At 70.0% G+C, this 13,455-nt stretch carries 12 protein-coding genes; 2 read left to right on the forward strand and 10 right to left on the reverse strand.

The window, feature by feature from the left end; genetic code table 11:
- Positions 1-7: 7 nt before the first annotated feature.
- The 4 genes from AMK34_RS07165 to AMK34_RS07180 form a co-directional block, all read right to left on the reverse strand.
- Positions 8-1,597, reverse strand: a complete 1,590-nt coding sequence (locus tag AMK34_RS07165) for an ABC transporter permease (protein ID WP_073843770.1) — start codon at positions 1,595-1,597, stop codon at positions 8-10.
- On the reverse strand, positions 1,594-2,490 hold the full coding sequence (locus tag AMK34_RS07170; protein ID WP_073843772.1) for an ABC transporter ATP-binding protein: 897 nt from the start codon (positions 2,488-2,490) through the stop codon (positions 1,594-1,596). The genes AMK34_RS07165 and AMK34_RS07170 overlap by 4 nt, the downstream gene beginning before the upstream one ends.
- Positions 2,487-4,727 (reverse strand): phosphoenolpyruvate synthase, encoded by a 2,241-nt coding sequence (gene ppsA / locus AMK34_RS07175; protein WP_073843774.1) that lies wholly within the window; start codon positions 4,725-4,727, stop codon positions 2,487-2,489. The genes AMK34_RS07170 and ppsA overlap by 4 nt, the downstream gene beginning before the upstream one ends.
- A 119-nt stretch (positions 4,728-4,846) precedes the next feature.
- Positions 4,847-5,113: a DUF1876 domain-containing protein gene (locus AMK34_RS07180; RefSeq protein WP_073844642.1), complete on the reverse strand. Its 267-nt coding sequence runs from the start codon at positions 5,111-5,113 to the stop codon at positions 4,847-4,849.
- Positions 5,114-5,317: 204 nt separating this feature from the next.
- Between AMK34_RS07180 and AMK34_RS07185 the strand changes: the two genes are divergently transcribed.
- Positions 5,318-6,493 (forward strand): site-2 protease family protein, encoded by a 1,176-nt coding sequence (locus tag AMK34_RS07185; RefSeq protein ID WP_073843776.1) that lies wholly within the window; start codon positions 5,318-5,320, stop codon positions 6,491-6,493.
- Between the two features lie 68 nt (positions 6,494-6,561).
- Here the strand turns inward: AMK34_RS07185 and AMK34_RS07190 are convergent, their stop codons facing one another.
- From AMK34_RS07190 to AMK34_RS07205, 4 genes are read right to left on the reverse strand one after another with little or no spacing between them, the layout of a single operon-like run.
- Positions 6,562-8,823 carry a heavy metal translocating P-type ATPase gene (locus AMK34_RS07190; protein WP_073843778.1) on the reverse strand — a complete coding sequence of 754 codons (2,262 nt, stop codon included), beginning with the start codon at positions 8,821-8,823 and terminating at the stop codon, positions 6,562-6,564.
- Entirely contained in the window at positions 8,820-9,476 is a 657-nt protein-coding gene (locus AMK34_RS07195) for a CBS domain-containing protein (protein ID WP_073843780.1), read from the reverse strand. The genes AMK34_RS07190 and AMK34_RS07195 overlap by 4 nt, the downstream gene beginning before the upstream one ends.
- Positions 9,473-9,658 carry a hypothetical protein gene (locus AMK34_RS07200; RefSeq protein WP_073843782.1) on the reverse strand — a complete coding sequence of 62 codons (186 nt, stop codon included), beginning with the start codon at positions 9,656-9,658 and terminating at the stop codon, positions 9,473-9,475. Before AMK34_RS07200 ends, AMK34_RS07195 begins: the two co-directional genes overlap by 4 nt.
- Positions 9,655-10,581, reverse strand: a complete 927-nt coding sequence (locus tag AMK34_RS07205) for a universal stress protein (protein WP_073843784.1) — start codon at positions 10,579-10,581, stop codon at positions 9,655-9,657. Before AMK34_RS07205 ends, AMK34_RS07200 begins: the two co-directional genes overlap by 4 nt.
- A 557-nt stretch (positions 10,582-11,138) precedes the next feature.
- Here AMK34_RS07205 and AMK34_RS07210 point away from each other — a divergent pair.
- Positions 11,139-11,717: a hypothetical protein gene (locus tag AMK34_RS07210; RefSeq protein WP_073843786.1), complete on the forward strand. Its 579-nt coding sequence runs from the start codon at positions 11,139-11,141 to the stop codon at positions 11,715-11,717.
- Here AMK34_RS07210 and AMK34_RS07215 read toward each other — a convergent pair.
- A complete protein-coding gene (locus AMK34_RS07215) occupies positions 11,704-13,191 on the reverse strand; it encodes a WS/DGAT domain-containing protein (RefSeq protein ID WP_073843788.1) in 1,488 nt (495 codons plus the stop codon). The genes AMK34_RS07210 and AMK34_RS07215 overlap by 14 nt on opposite strands.
- The gene (locus AMK34_RS07220; RefSeq protein ID WP_073843790.1) at positions 13,188-13,454 is read right to left on the reverse strand and encodes a DUF1918 domain-containing protein; all 267 of its coding nucleotides are present in this window, start codon (positions 13,452-13,454) and stop codon (positions 13,188-13,190) included. Before AMK34_RS07220 ends, AMK34_RS07215 begins: the two co-directional genes overlap by 4 nt.
- Position 13,455 lies beyond the last annotated feature (1 nt).

Genomic DNA, 13,455 nt, shown 5'->3' on the forward strand with positions numbered 1-13,455 from the left:
GAAGGTGTCACGCCGCGATGTCCCGGCGCCGGAAGCCCGCCACACCGGCCGCGAACAAGGCGCCGGCGACCAGGACGAGCCAGGGAATGGATGTCATGCCCTCCGTCGAACCCGGCAGGCTCGGCAGATGGGTGAACGGCGAAAGGTTCAGGACCACTTGAGGCACGCCGAGGAGCACACCGAACTCGCCGACCACGACGACCGCCACCAGCACCACCCAGACCAGCCCGAGCCTGCTCGGGAGCAGCCCGAACAAGGCACACGCCACTCCGGCGAGCACCCACACCGCGGGCAGTTGCACCAAAGCGGTGGCGGTCAGCCTGCCGATCTCGGCACCGGTGTTCCCGCTCTGCAGGCCGCTCGCGAATCCCGCGCCCAACCCCGCCGCGAGCAAGGGGACGGCGCTCCCGGCGGTCGCGAGCACCAGGTGACCGGACAGCAGCCGGGTACGCGAGACCGAGGTCGCGAGCAGCGGCTCGGTCCGGAGCGCTTCTTCCTCGGCGTGCAGGTGGGTGAGCGCGGACATCGCGTAGACCGCGGCGATGATTCCGGCGACGCCGAACTCCAGCGCGAAGAACGCGTCCGCCAGGGCCTTCTGCCCGCCGAGCGCGAGAATCAGTTGTTCGGCTCTGGGATTGTCGAGGAACTTGCCGATGCCGTTGGCCAGGTTGCCGATGACGAGCCCCAGGACCAGATAGACCGCTGTCCAGGCGAGCAGACCGGCCCGGTTGAGCCGCCAGAGCAGCCCGGTGGTGCCCTGCAGGCCACGTCCCGCGTGGGCGGGACCCGCTCGGTCGGCCAGGAGGCCCGCTCCGAGGTCCCGCCCGTCGCTCAGCCTGACCGCGACCAGCAGCAGCACGGCGGCGAACGCCACGGGAAGCGCCACGACCCACCAACGTTCCCCGGCGAACGGCCGGATCTGCTGCGCCCAGCCGATCGGAGACAGCCAGGAAAGCCATTCGGGCCCGGAGTCCCCGATGGCACGCAGAAGATAGGCCAGCCCCAGGACGCCACCGGCGATCCCGGTCGCCAACCGCGCGGAGCGACACAACTGCGCGGCGACCGCCGCGATGGCACCGAACGCCCAGCCCGCCGTCATCCAGCCGGCGCCCAACGCCACCGAACCCGCCACGGGCAGCCCCGCGACGGCCAGTCCTCCGGCGGTCAGGATCCCGACGGCCACTCCAGTGACGACGGTGACCGCGAGCGCCGCGGCGAGCGGTGCGTGCCTGCCCACGACGCCGGAGCCGAGCAGATCGAGTCTGCCGGACTCCTCCTCCGCCCTGGTGTGCCGGACCACCGTGGTGATGAGCAGCAGCGCGATCAGCGCGGCGCCGAAACCGGTCAGCTTGAGCACCGCGGCGGCACCGAGCGAGGTGGGGTCGTAGATCCGCCCGTAGAAGGCGACCAGTGCGGGCACCGCGTTGACCGCCTCGGCGAACACGGTCAGTTCCCGTTGTGACGGATAGAGATCCGCCGTGGCGGCGGCCGCTCCGGCGGTGGTCGCCGCGCAGGCGAGTGTCCACAAAGGAACACGTAGGCGCTCACGTCGTAGCGCGAGGCGGAACAGGGCGCCGGTCCCGGTCAGCGTGCTCATCGGGACTCCAAGGCCGGCTCACGATAGTGCCGTAGGAAGAGTTCCTCGAGCGTCGGCGCCTGGCTCGTCAGGCCGAGGACTCCGACGCGGCCGAGCGCGGCCAGAACGGGGCTGAGTTCAGCGTTGTCGACGGTCAGCCGGACGGTGTCGGAGTCCCGGCTGAAATCATGGACGCCCGGCAGATCCGCGAGCCCGCCCGGTGGTCCGGTCAGCCGGGCGGTGAGCGAAGTCCTCGTCAGGTGCCGGAGTTCGTCGAGGCTGCCGGTGTCGACCACGCGCCCGTTCCGGATGATGCTGACACGGTCGGACAAGGCCTCGGCCTCGGCGAGGATGTGACTGGACAACAGGACCGTCCGGCCGCGGTCGCGTTCCTCCCGGATGCAACCGCGGAAAGCGTCCTCCATCAGCGGATCGAGTCCGGCGGTCGGCTCGTCGAGCAGAAGCAGTTCCGCGTCGGAGGCCAGTGCCGCCACGACCGCCACCTTCTGGCGGTTCCCCTTGGAGTACGCGCGTCCCTTGCGGGTCGGGTCCAGATCGAACAGGTCCAGATAGCGGTCGCGGCGGCGTGCGTCGAGGCCGCCACGGAGCCTGCCGAGCAGGTCGATCACCTCTCCCCCGGTGAGAGTCGGCCAGAGCGACACCTCGCCGGGCACGTAGGCGAGCCGCCGGTGCAGCGACACCGCGTCACGCCAGGGATCCCCGCCCAGCATTCGCATCTGGCCGTCGTCGGCGCGCAACAGTCCCAGAAGAAGCCGCAGCGTCGTCGTCTTGCCCGCGCCGTTCGGGCCGAGGAAGCCGTGGACCTCACCGGTCCGGACGGTGAGGTCCAGTCCGTCCAGCGCCTTGGTGTGGCCGAAACTCTTCCGCAGGCCACGGATCTCGATCGCGTTCACCGGGCACCGTCCAGCAGGAGCCGGCGTTCCGCGGACGCGATGGCGTGCCGGGACGCGTCGACCGCGTCGGGGTTGACGGAGATCGACGTGATGCCGAACCGCACGAGATGTTCCGCGAAGCCCGGCTTCACCGAGGGTGCCTGCCCGCACAGCGACGAGGTGATCCCGGCGGCTCGCGCCGCGCCGACGATGCGTCCGATGGTGTCGAGCACGGCGGGGTCGGCTTCGTCGAACAGTTCCGCGCAGACCGCCGAATCCCTGTCCACGCCGAGCACCAGTTGCGTGAGGTCGTTACTCCCGATGGACACGCCGTCGATGCCCATCCCGGCGTACTCGGGAAGCCAGTGCACCACGGACGGGACCTCCGCCATGATCCACCGGTGCAGGCCGCGCTGCCGCCCGAGCGGGCTCGCGTCGATGAGGTCGAGGCAGGCCTCCAGCTCCCACTTGGTACGGACGAATGGGATCATGACGTGCAGGTTCGGCGTCTGTTCGCGGACTCGGGCGAGCGTGCGTAGTTCGAGGTCGAACAGGTCCTTTTCCCGGACGTAGCGGAAGCAGCCGCGATAGCCGATCATCGGATTGCTCTCGACGGCTTCGTAGGCCTCTCCCCCGGCGAGACCGCGGAACTCGTTGCTGCGCAGGTCGGTCGTCCGGTAGACGACCGGGCGGGTGCCGAAGGGGCGGGTGATCCGCAGCAGCGACTCGGCCATCGAGTCCACAAAGGACTCTTGTTCGCCCTTGGCGATGAGGTCACGAGGATGACGGCCGCCGAGCGCCTCGGTCAGCAGGAACTCCGCCCGGAGCAGACCGACCCCGTCGACCTGTCGCGCGGCGACCTCTTCGGCGTGTTCGGGCATGGCGAGGTTGACGTAGAGCCTGGTTCCGATCGTCTCGGCGGCGGCAGGCCGGACGATCGGTTCGGTGTGCGCCGAGGGCCTGGTGTAACCGGACCGCACTTCGCCGGTGGTTCCGTCGACGGTGACGGGCCCGCGCCCCGCGAGTACCCGGGTCGCGTCGCCGGTGCCGACGACGCAGGGAACCCGCAACTCCCGCGCGACGACGGCGGCGTGGCAGGTCATCCCGCCGCCGTCGGTCACCAGGGCCGAAGCTCGCCGGATGGCGGGCACCCAGTCGGGATTGGTCATCGGCGCGACCAGCACCTCGCCGTCCAGCAGCTGCCCGCCTTCGGCCGGATCACGCAGCACCCGGACCGCGCCGCCGCCGACCCCCGGCGATGCGGCCAGCCCCGTGACGAGGACGTCCGGCGCCTGCTCGCGGTCCGGCGGCAGCGTGGTGACCGGGCGGGACTGTACGACCCAGATCTCCTTGCCCGCCAGGGCGAACTCGATGTCCTGCGGCGTCCCGTAGTGGTCTTCGATCCTGGTCGCGAGCCGCGCCAGCTCGAGCACGGTCGCGTCGTCGAGAACGCGGCGGCCCGCCGCTTGCGCGGGAAGCGCGACCTTGACGTCTCCGCCACCGACCTCGGCGATGATCTTGTGGGATTTGCTGCCTACCCTGGCCGAAACCAACCGCAGGCCTTCTTTCGCGACCAGGTAGGTATCCGGCTCCACCGCCCCGGAGACGATCGCTTCGCCCTGTCCGAAGACGGCCTCGACGACCAGGCGGTCACGATCCCCGGAACGCGGATCCGCGGTGAAGATGACTCCGGAGCGATCGGCGGCGATCATCTTCTGCACCACGACCGCGATCGCGGGTTCCCCGGTGAAACCACGCCCGGCGCGGTACCCGATCACCCGCGGCGAGAACAACGACGCCCAGCAGTCGACGATCCGCTCCCGGACGGCGTTGTCCCCCCACACGTTCGTGAAACTGGCGTTCATCCCGGCGAACGACGCTTCCGCGCCGTCCTCCCCCGTCGCCGAAGACCGGACCGCGATCGGCGTCGACTGCCCGATCCCGTGGTAGGCCTCGATCACATCCGTCAGAACGCCGGCCGTCATCCCTGCCCGGTGGACCAAGGCACGAAGCTCGTCGCACAACCCGGACAACTGCTCCGGCGCATCCGCCGACGCGAGCGCTTTTTCGTGGAGCGCCGCGATCTCAGCGCGCACTCCTGCTTCGTCGAGTGAGGCCAGGTATGCCTCGCGGAGCACGACGAACCCTGGAGGGACGGAAAACCCCGCGCTGATCAGCTCGCCGAGATTCGCGCCTTTGCCGCCTGCCGATTCGGCGTCGGCGAGGCTGACCGTCGACAAGTCGCGTACGTAGCTCATCGCTTTCCCTCCGGAGGTTGGTCTTTACGGAATCCATGCTCACCGGAGGTGCGGGTGCCGCTCTGCTGCCCAAGGTCCCGGCACGGCGGGACTTCGTCCCCACACCAGGCCTCCGCAGTTCAGCGATCGAGGCGGACCGGCTTCTCGGTGACGCCTTCGATGTCGGCCGCGGCCGCGTCGAGCAACCGATGCGCGAGATCGCTCAACGCCCGGGAAGCGGCCAGTTCGTCACCGATCTCCGGCACGTTCGCATCGGCCGGGTTGAGCCGCGCCATCCCCACTCCTGTCAGGCCGGTCTCATCCCGGTTCACCAAGCGTGCGGTCGCCCGCGTCCGTGCCTCGTGCTCGTCGATGAAGATCTCCACCGTCCAGTGTTTCTCCTGCATCAGGCCCTCCTTGGTCCGTTGTCCGTCCGAGGAATCCACCGTGTTCCGGCAGCGGCACCACTCGAAAGTGCCGAAGGTCCCGGCTCGCCGGACGGCCCTGCGATCGAGGCTGTTCGGCCCTAGTCGCCCGTACGGGTCCCGAGAAGCGTTGAGCGGGTCCATTCCGCGAAACACCGGTCGACGACGCCCGGGGAAGGGGATCCGATGTTCCGCACTGCCATCCCGCTCGGCCGGTGGGCCGGAGTCGTCGTCCGAGCCCACTGGTCGGTACTCGTCGTGCTCCTGCTGATCACCGATCTCCTCGCGTCGGCCGTCCTGCCTCAAGCGGCTCCCGGCGCGAACACCACGTGGTACTGGATCACCGGCGGGCTCACCGCGGCGGGCTTCCTCGCTTCGCTGCTTCTCCACGAGCTTTCCCACGCCGTCGTCGCACGACACCACGGCGTGGAGGTCAGGCGGATCACGCTGTGGATGCTCGGCGGCGCGGCCGAACTCGAAGGCGACCCGCCGACGCCGAAAGCCGACCTCCGGATCGCGGTGGCGGGCCCGCTCGCCAGTCTGCTGATCGGAGGCACCGCACTCGGCGGTGCCATCCTGGCCGCGGGGGCTCTGCCGGCTTTGCCGGTCGGCGGATTGGCGTGGCTCGGGGTCAGCAACCTCCTGCTCGCGGTGTTCAACCTGCTGCCCGGCGCGCCGCTGGACGGCGGCAGGATCCTGCGGGCGGTCATCTGGTGGCGACGGGGAGACCGTGCCCGGGCGGGCGCCATCGCCGACAGGTCCGGTCAGGTACTGGGTGCCGCTCTGGCCATGGCGGGATTCGTACAGCTGCTCTTCCTGGGGCAGTTCATGGGGCTTTGGCTCGTTCTGCTCGGCTGGTTCCTGATCTTCGCGGCACAAGCCGAGTTCACCGCCGGCCCGTTGCGCGAGCGGCTCGGCACCTTGCGCGTGGGCGACATCATGAACGCCTCACCAGTCGTCGCGCCTGGCTGGTGGACGGTGGACGCCTTCGCCGAATACGCCGCGAGAACGGGCCGTGACCGCGTTTTCCCGGTGCTGTCGTTCGACGGCGTTCCGCTCGGCATCGTCAGCCTCGGCGATCTGGTCAAGGTGCCCGCCGACGCCCGGCGCGCGACCAGGGTCATCGACGTCGCACGGAAGGATCGGGAGGTCACGGTCGTCGGCGTCGACACGGAGGTGACCGCGCTGATGGACCGTGGCTTCCCTCGGGCCGGCCGCGACCTCGTCCTGGTCACCCGGGCCGGTGGTCTGGCCGGCGTGGTCGGAGCCGACGACCTGGCGAGGGCGTTCGAGCTGACGGCGCTGGACCACCGTCCTCGGCTCGCCGGTGGTCCAGTGTCCAAGGTGACCACCGATCATTGACGTGGTGCTTGGGTCTCTCGACACCGGCCCGGCCGCCTTGACTTCCCGGTCCAGCCACGCACGCTTTCTCAAAGCGTGAAGTAGGCCTCTTCCTCCTGCGCGAAGTGCAGCGTCAGAATCGCGTCGAGACCGTAGAGAGTCGCCCTGAGATCGTCGACCTGGTCCGCTCGGATGCCGTCCGGCGCTTCGTCGAGGTGCCTGCGCAGCCTGCGGACCAATCGCTCGATCTCGGCGTGCTCCCGGCTCATCGTGACCGTGCTGTCAGGTCCGCCCAAGACCTCGGCCAGCGCCGGATACAGCTGTTCCTCCTCGGCCCGTTCATGCGGCAGAAGACGTTCCGTAAGCAGTTGTCCGGCGTGCCGTACCGCCTCGTTGGCGTCCTGCCCCGCGCCCTCGGACAGTGCGTCCGCGGCCAGACGCACCGCGGAACGGACCGGCAGCAAGGTTTCGTGCTCGCCGGCGAATCGGCGGACCAGCCCTTCGGGCGCGCGGCGGCGAGCCGATCGCGGAGCGAGGAGCGCCCGGAGCGAGTTAGCGATGACGGCGATGTCGATCCCCTCCTGCACCAACGCCCCCAGCACGGGTACCAACCAGCCGCCTGCCGCCGCGAGCATGGCGACCACGGACAAACCGGTGCCTATCCCGGCGCTTTCCACCGCGAGCCGCCTCGCCCGGCGCGCGATGTCCACCGCGTCGGCAAGGCGGTCGATGCGGTCGTCCAAGATCACCGCGTCGGCTGCCTGGACCGCGGCCGTCGAACCGCGTGAGCCCAGCGCGATGCCGATACCCGCGGCCGCGAGGGCGGGAGCGTCGTTGATGCCATCCCCGGCCATGGCGGTGACCGCGCGCTCGTTTTCCCCGCGCACGAACGAGATCTTGTCCGCCGGGGAGCATTCGGCGTGCAGGTCGTCGAGACCGAGCAGCGCCGCCACTTCCTCTGCGTTGCCGACACGATCACCGGTGAGCAGGACGATCCGCGTCAGTCCCGCCGAACGAAGACGGCGGAGCGTCCGGGCCGCGTCCGGCCTGAGCCGGTCCCGCACCAGCAGCGCGGCGACCGGTTTCTCGTCTTCCTCCACCCAGATCACGGAGGCCAGGTCGAGTCTCCCCCGTCGTTCCACTCCCCGTGCCCAGCCGGGAAGCACGTTCCCGGACCGTCTGCCGACCCGGACCTTCTTGCCGTTCACCGTCCCCTCGACCCCGCGCCCTGGAGTCTCGGACACGACGTCGGCGGGCGGGACCGCGACTCCGGCGGCCCTCGCCGCTTGCAGGACACAGCCGGCGAGCACATGGGGCGAGAACTCCTCGACCGCCGCGGCGAGCCCGAGAACACGGTCGGCGGAGTCGTCCGGCGCGCAGACCACGGCGATGATCTCCGGGCGGCCCGCGGTCACCGTGCCGGTCTTGTCCATCGCGAGGGTGCGGACGCGGCCGAGCAGCTCCAGCGCGGCGCCGTCCTTGACGACCACGCCCGATCGCGCCATCCGGGACATCCCGCCGGTGACCGCGACCGGTACCGCGAGCAGCAGAGGGCAAGGAGTCGCGGTGACGAGCACCGCGACCGCGCGTATCGGATCCCCGGTGAGCGCCCAGGCTAGGGCGGCGATGGCAAGTGCCGTCGGGAGGAACCAGACCGCCACCCGGTCCGCCAGTCGCGTGATCGGCGCGGTGGCCGAAGCGGCCTGCTCCGCGAGCCGGACGACTCCAGCGTAGGTACTGGCGTCGGCGGTCGCGGAGGCCGACAACTCGACGACGGCGCCGGCGTTGACGACACCACTGCGGACCTCTTCCCCCGAGCGGACGGCAGGCTCCGCTTCCCCGGTCAGGGCGGACTCGTCGAAGACCCCTTCACCTCGGACCAGCCCGTCCACCGGGACGACCTCGCCGGGCATGACGACGACCACGTCTCCCGGCAGCACGGAAGCAGCCGGAACAACCTCGACGACGTCTCCGCGGCGCACATGGGCCGTGGTCGGCGCCCGTGCCAGGAGTGCGGACAGGTCGCGTCCGGCGCGACGGCGCGCGGCCGCTTCGAGCACCCGGCCGGTCGCGACCATCGCCGCGATGATCGCCCCGGCGAGGTACTCCCCGACCGCGACGGTGCCGCCCAGCGCGAGCACCGCGAGCACGTCCGCTCCCCACCTGCCCGCCCGCAGATCGGCAAGCACCCAGAGCGTGGCAGGTACGAACATCACCACGGTGGCACCCGCCCACAGCACCGAAGCCGTCACCGGGCTCACGATGCGAGCGATTCCTCCCGCGGTGAGCAGCGTCAGTACCCCGGTCAGGAGAAGCGTTTCGCGAGACGGAGGCCATCGGGGTTTCGTCATCCGGCCGGCCTGTTCGCCTCGTCGTCCCACTCGAACCGGACCCGATCGACGACATCGACGACGCCGGCGATCCGGCGCACCAGCGCCGACAGCAGGATGGCCTGGCTCCGTCGTTCGACCTCACCTCGCAGGGTCACGATCCCGTCTTTCACGTCCGCCTCCACCTCACCCAGCGAAGGGCGCCGGATCAGTACCGAGACGTCCCGCAGGACCTCGTCCCGGATCTCCGCGTCCGTCCGGACGAAGGCGCGCACGAGATCGGCCCGGCTGACGATCCCGGTCAACTTCCCGTAGCGGTCGATCACCGGCAGTCGCTTGATCCGATGAGCCACCATCAACCGGGCGGCCTCCGTGACCGGAAGGTCGGCTTCGACGGTGATCGCGGGGGTGCTCATCACGTCCGCCGCCGTACGCCCGTCCGCTTTCGAACGAATACCCGGCACCCGTGGCCGCGGCGTGCCGGTCGACTCGACATGTCTGAGCAACAGGTCGGCCTCCGAAACGACTCCGACGACATCGCGATCGTCGCCCACGACGGGAACGGCGCTGATTCCCCGGTTCGCGAGGGTTCCGATGACATCCGCGATCGGGGTGCCTTTCCGCACCGAGCAGACCTCCCTGGTCATCACGTCGCGGACGGTCGTTCCGGTCATGACGGACGCTCTTCGTCCTCTTCGGACGGTTCCTCGTGCTTCCGTGCGAGATAGGACTCCGCGGCGAAGTATCTGCGCATCGCCGCCTCCGCCAGCTCACCCGAAGACCGGGACGGACCTGATCCGGCGGCGATCGCGTCCCGTGCTTCCTTGGCCGCGCGCGCGTTCTCGACGTCGTTCATGTTCTGCTTCCTTCCTTGGGGTGCGAATTCCGAATCCCGGTGTCCACCCGGACGACGGCGACCGGACACGGTGCCCGGCCGGCCAGGCCTTGGCTCACCGAGCCGAGCAGCATCCCGGCGAATCCGCCCCGGCCACGGGTTCCGACCACGATCAGGCCCGCTCGTTCGCCGTATTCCCGGAGGACCTTGCCCGCTCGTCCGCGGACCACGACACAACCGAACGGAACATCCGGATACTCGTGTGCCACCGAGGACACCTCGGCTGCCAAGGCACGCCGCGCGGAGTCGTGGACGGCTCTCGATCCGCCGAGACGCCGCACGCCCGGCTCGACCGGGCCCAGCTCACTCCACGTCCTGAGCGCGGTCACCGAGGTTCCCAGCTCCGATGCCTCCTGGAAGGCGAATCGCACGGCGGCCGCCGAGTCGGGCCATCCGTCGACACCGACCAGTACCGGACCTGGACGCGCGTCACCGTCCCGGACGACCACGAGCGGACACCGGCCGCGGGCCGCCAGCGTGATCCCCGAAGAGCCGAGCAGGAACCTGCCGATACTTCCGAGCCCGTGGGAACCGATGACCACGAGGGCGGCCCGTCGCGATTCGTCGACGAGTACCTCCCTCGGGTCTCCCTCCACGAGCTCCGTCGTGATGTCCAGGCCGGGCGCGGCCTCCGCTGCGGTCCTCCCGGCGACGCTCAAGCGCAGAAGCCCGGTCTCCCGCATGGCTTCACGCACCTCCGCCGCGGTGACCTCCAGGGTGGGATAGTCACGTCCGGCCGACTCGTACGCGTGCACGAGGCGCAACGGAAGTCCACGACGGCGAGCCTCTCCGGCGGCCCAGCGCGCCGCCGCCACAGCCGACCGCGAACCGTCGATTCCGGCCACCACCGGCTTCGGCCGGCTGTCGTCGAACCCTTCTGCCATCTCTCGACCGCCTTCCACGAAGTGCTACGGCCAAGCCTGCCTCCGCCGTGGCGGGAGAGTCAGTGCCTGGCGCCCCGAGACGCCGGGTCGTTGGCCCGCCCGGTGCGGGACGTTCGGCCCTCCCGCCGGGCACGGGTTCGGAGAACCCTTTGCCTCCTAGGAGAGGAGATCGCGGATGCCCCTCAGCGGAACGCGCTCGCCGTCGACGGCCACCGGGGAGGCGCTGGTTCGCGGCCTGCCCGAGGTCACGCTGATATTGAGGGGTAAGCCAAATGTGGCGCGTTGTGCCGTCTGAGGCATTAGTGTCCACAGTGGTCACTTCCTGGGCAGCATGCGCCCGCTTTGTGTCTGTAAGTCCGGTTTCACAGGCAGTCGTGAGTGGCAATGAGGGTTAGAACGAGCATTGCCATTCACGACCCCGGGGCGAAGGCTCCCTTGGCCGCGTCGGACGCGGCCAAGGGAGCTTTCACCTCGGCGGAGGCCTCGATCACGAACACGACACGTTTGACTTGCCCCTCAATAACTCGAGACACCGACAACGCGCGCCAGGAGGCTCGATGAGTACCGACCGCGATCCCACACTGCTCGACCTTTTCGCGCCACATCCGGCCTTCGTTCTCACGGAGACCTCGCGGCTCGAGGCTCCTGCCGCCGTGGTGTACCGGGCGATCGGCGAGCTCCGGGCGACGGACGTGCGTTCGCCGTGGGTCCGGGCGCTCGTCCACGCGCGAGGTCTCCCCGAAGCGCTCCGCGAGCACGGCCGCTTTCCCGATCTCGGCGAAACCATGCTCGGGGAACGATGCGCTTTCCTCGGCGAGCGGCCCGGACAGGAGATGGTCCTGGGTGCCGCCGGGCGATTTTGGACCGCCGTTCCCGAGTGGTACGTGGTCACGGCGCGGTCCTTTCGCGAATTCGCCCATCCCCACAGTGGCACGATCGCCGTGGGGTTCTCCGTGGCACCGCGGGAGGAAACGGGCTGCCGGTTGACCATCGAGACCAGGATCACCGTCACCGACCCGGCCGCCCGGCACGCGATCGCGCTCTACTGGCACGCGATCCGGCCCGCGGCCCGGCTCACCACCCGCGCGTTGCTCGACACCATCGCCGGGCGCGCCGTCGCGCTCACCGGTTCGTGAGTGCGATGGCGTCGGTCAGCGCGTCTTCCAGCGCGGCGACCAGCGCGCCGGGTTCGAGTGACCGATCAGTCCCGAAACCGAAGCGCACGGAACCCGCGTAGCTGAACACACAGACCGTGACGGCCTGCTTCCCGCTGCACGGCGCCCAGCCCACGACGCCTTCGACACGGGCCCCGGCGAGTTCGCCCGGCCGGCTCGGTCCCGGGACATTGGTCAGCACGCCCACCGCCTTGGCCGAGAAGAACCGCGTCAACGGTTCCGAGACCACCTCCGGCGCCCTGCCCGCCAGCCATTGGACACCGAACGTGAGGACCGGTTCCAGCGACTCGCGAATACCGGAGACACGGCGATGCACGCCATCCAACCGCTCCCGGAAGTTCCTCTGCTGCAGGGGAAAGCCTGCCAGTATCAGCGCGAAATCGTTACCGAGTTCCGGAGGAAGCGAAGCATCGAAGGCCGAACGGCTCACCGGGATGAGCCAATTCAGCACCGCCTCGCCCCGCCCCGGATCGGCTTCTCGGGCGTACCGCTCGAAGGCGGCCATGACCAGGGCGACGCACACGTCGTTCACGCTTGTTCCGGTGGCACTGCCGACGTCGGCGAGTAGATCCAACGGCACGGCGTCTCCCCAGGCCGCGGCCTTCTCCGGCCCCGGGTCTCCCGACCAGGGCTCGCCGGACGCGGCGGGCGCCAGAAGCCCGAGCACACCGTCGACGGTGTTGCGCGCGGCGAATCCCTGCGCCGTCAGCCACCTCACCACGGTGGCCGGACGTGACGGCAAGGCGGCGGTCACGGCTTCGGCGACCGCACCGGTGAGCCCCGCGGCCGCGGTCAGGCCGAGCAACGGCCAGCCCAGGGTCACGCGCGCGATCGGTCTCTCCAGCCGCGCACCGAACCCGTTGAGCGCCTTCACCACTTTCGCCGCGACTCTCGAAGGCGCACGGGAAAAGTCGGTCATCCGCGGCGCGACCCCGCCGACTTTCGCCGGCCTTTCGTCCCCGTCCGCCGGGTCGAACAATCCGAACAGGACTTGGACCAGACGGATGCCGTCCGCCATGGCGTGGTGCGAGCACAGGACGACCGCCGACCCCGGGCCGTAGCCACGGTAGAGCTCCATCGTCCACAAAGGATGCTCCGGATCGAGGAGCCGGCCTCTCCGCGCCGCGACCAGGTCCTGCAGGACCTCTTTGGTCCCGGGCGCGGGCAGCTCGCGCACCGTCAGATGCCTGTCCAGGCTGAACTCCAGGTCGTCCTCCCAATACCAGGCACCACCTTCGCGGACCGGACGCCGGGTGAACACCGGATAGCGTCCGATCAGCCGGTCGGCGACCACCCGCTTCAGTCGGTCGGGATCCACTTCGCTCGCTGTCCACAGCACGGCCGTGATGAGCATCGGGTTGGCGGGGTCGTCGAGCTTGAGCCACAACCTGTCCTGCGCGCTGATCGGGCGGCGCGGCCGACCGGCACCGGTCATGACCAGTGCCGCACGGCGATGGCCTCCCGCGCGGCGGCGAGCCGGGCGCGCTCCGCCTCGTCCGCGGCGTGCTGCTCCGCCTCCGTCACGACAACGGCGTCGGGGCCGGGAAAGACCGTGGACACGTGGTCGTCCTGTGGCCAGCGCACGACATAGGGCGGTGTTCCGTCCGGATTGCGGACCTCGATGATCAGACCACGCTGGTCCGGTTTCCCGACCGCCGGCCCTTTGATGACCAGCCAGTCTCCTCGCTGCGCACGCATG

Origin of the sequence: Amycolatopsis sp. CB00013, assembly GCF_001905755.1 — a bacterium.
In the GTDB taxonomy this organism is placed as follows: domain Bacteria; phylum Actinomycetota; class Actinomycetes; order Mycobacteriales; family Pseudonocardiaceae; genus Amycolatopsis; species Amycolatopsis japonica.

What these genes read in the sequence shown, in the direction of transcription:
- AMK34_RS07165 (WP_073843770.1), bottom strand. Translation starts at nt 1,597, where the DNA reads ATGAGCACGCTGACCGGGACCGGCGCCCTGTTCCGCCTCGCGCTACGA.
- AMK34_RS07205 (WP_073843784.1), bottom strand. Translation starts at nt 10,581, where the DNA reads ATGGCAGAAGGGTTCGACGACAGCCGGCCGAAGCCGGTGGTGGCCGGA.
- ppsA (WP_073843774.1), bottom strand. Translation starts at nt 4,727, where the DNA reads ATGAGCTACGTACGCGACTTGTCGACGGTCAGCCTCGCCGACGCCGAA.
- AMK34_RS07180 (WP_073844642.1), bottom strand. Translation starts at nt 5,113, where the DNA reads ATGCAGGAGAAACACTGGACGGTGGAGATCTTCATCGACGAGCACGAG.
- AMK34_RS07200 (WP_073843782.1), bottom strand. Translation starts at nt 9,658, where the DNA reads ATGAACGACGTCGAGAACGCGCGCGCGGCCAAGGAAGCACGGGACGCG.
- AMK34_RS07190 (WP_073843778.1), bottom strand. Translation starts at nt 8,823, where the DNA reads ATGACGAAACCCCGATGGCCTCCGTCTCGCGAAACGCTTCTCCTGACC.
- AMK34_RS07215 (WP_073843788.1), bottom strand. Translation starts at nt 13,191, where the DNA reads ATGACCGGTGCCGGTCGGCCGCGCCGCCCGATCAGCGCGCAGGACAGG.
- AMK34_RS07185 (WP_073843776.1), top strand. Translation starts at nt 5,318, where the DNA reads ATGTTCCGCACTGCCATCCCGCTCGGCCGGTGGGCCGGAGTCGTCGTC.
- AMK34_RS07195 (WP_073843780.1), bottom strand. Translation starts at nt 9,476, where the DNA reads ATGACCGGAACGACCGTCCGCGACGTGATGACCAGGGAGGTCTGCTCG.
- AMK34_RS07210 (WP_073843786.1), top strand. Translation starts at nt 11,139, where the DNA reads ATGAGTACCGACCGCGATCCCACACTGCTCGACCTTTTCGCGCCACAT.
- AMK34_RS07220 (WP_073843790.1), bottom strand. Translation starts at nt 13,454, where the DNA reads ATGCGTGCGCAGCGAGGAGACTGGCTGGTCATCAAAGGGCCGGCGGTC.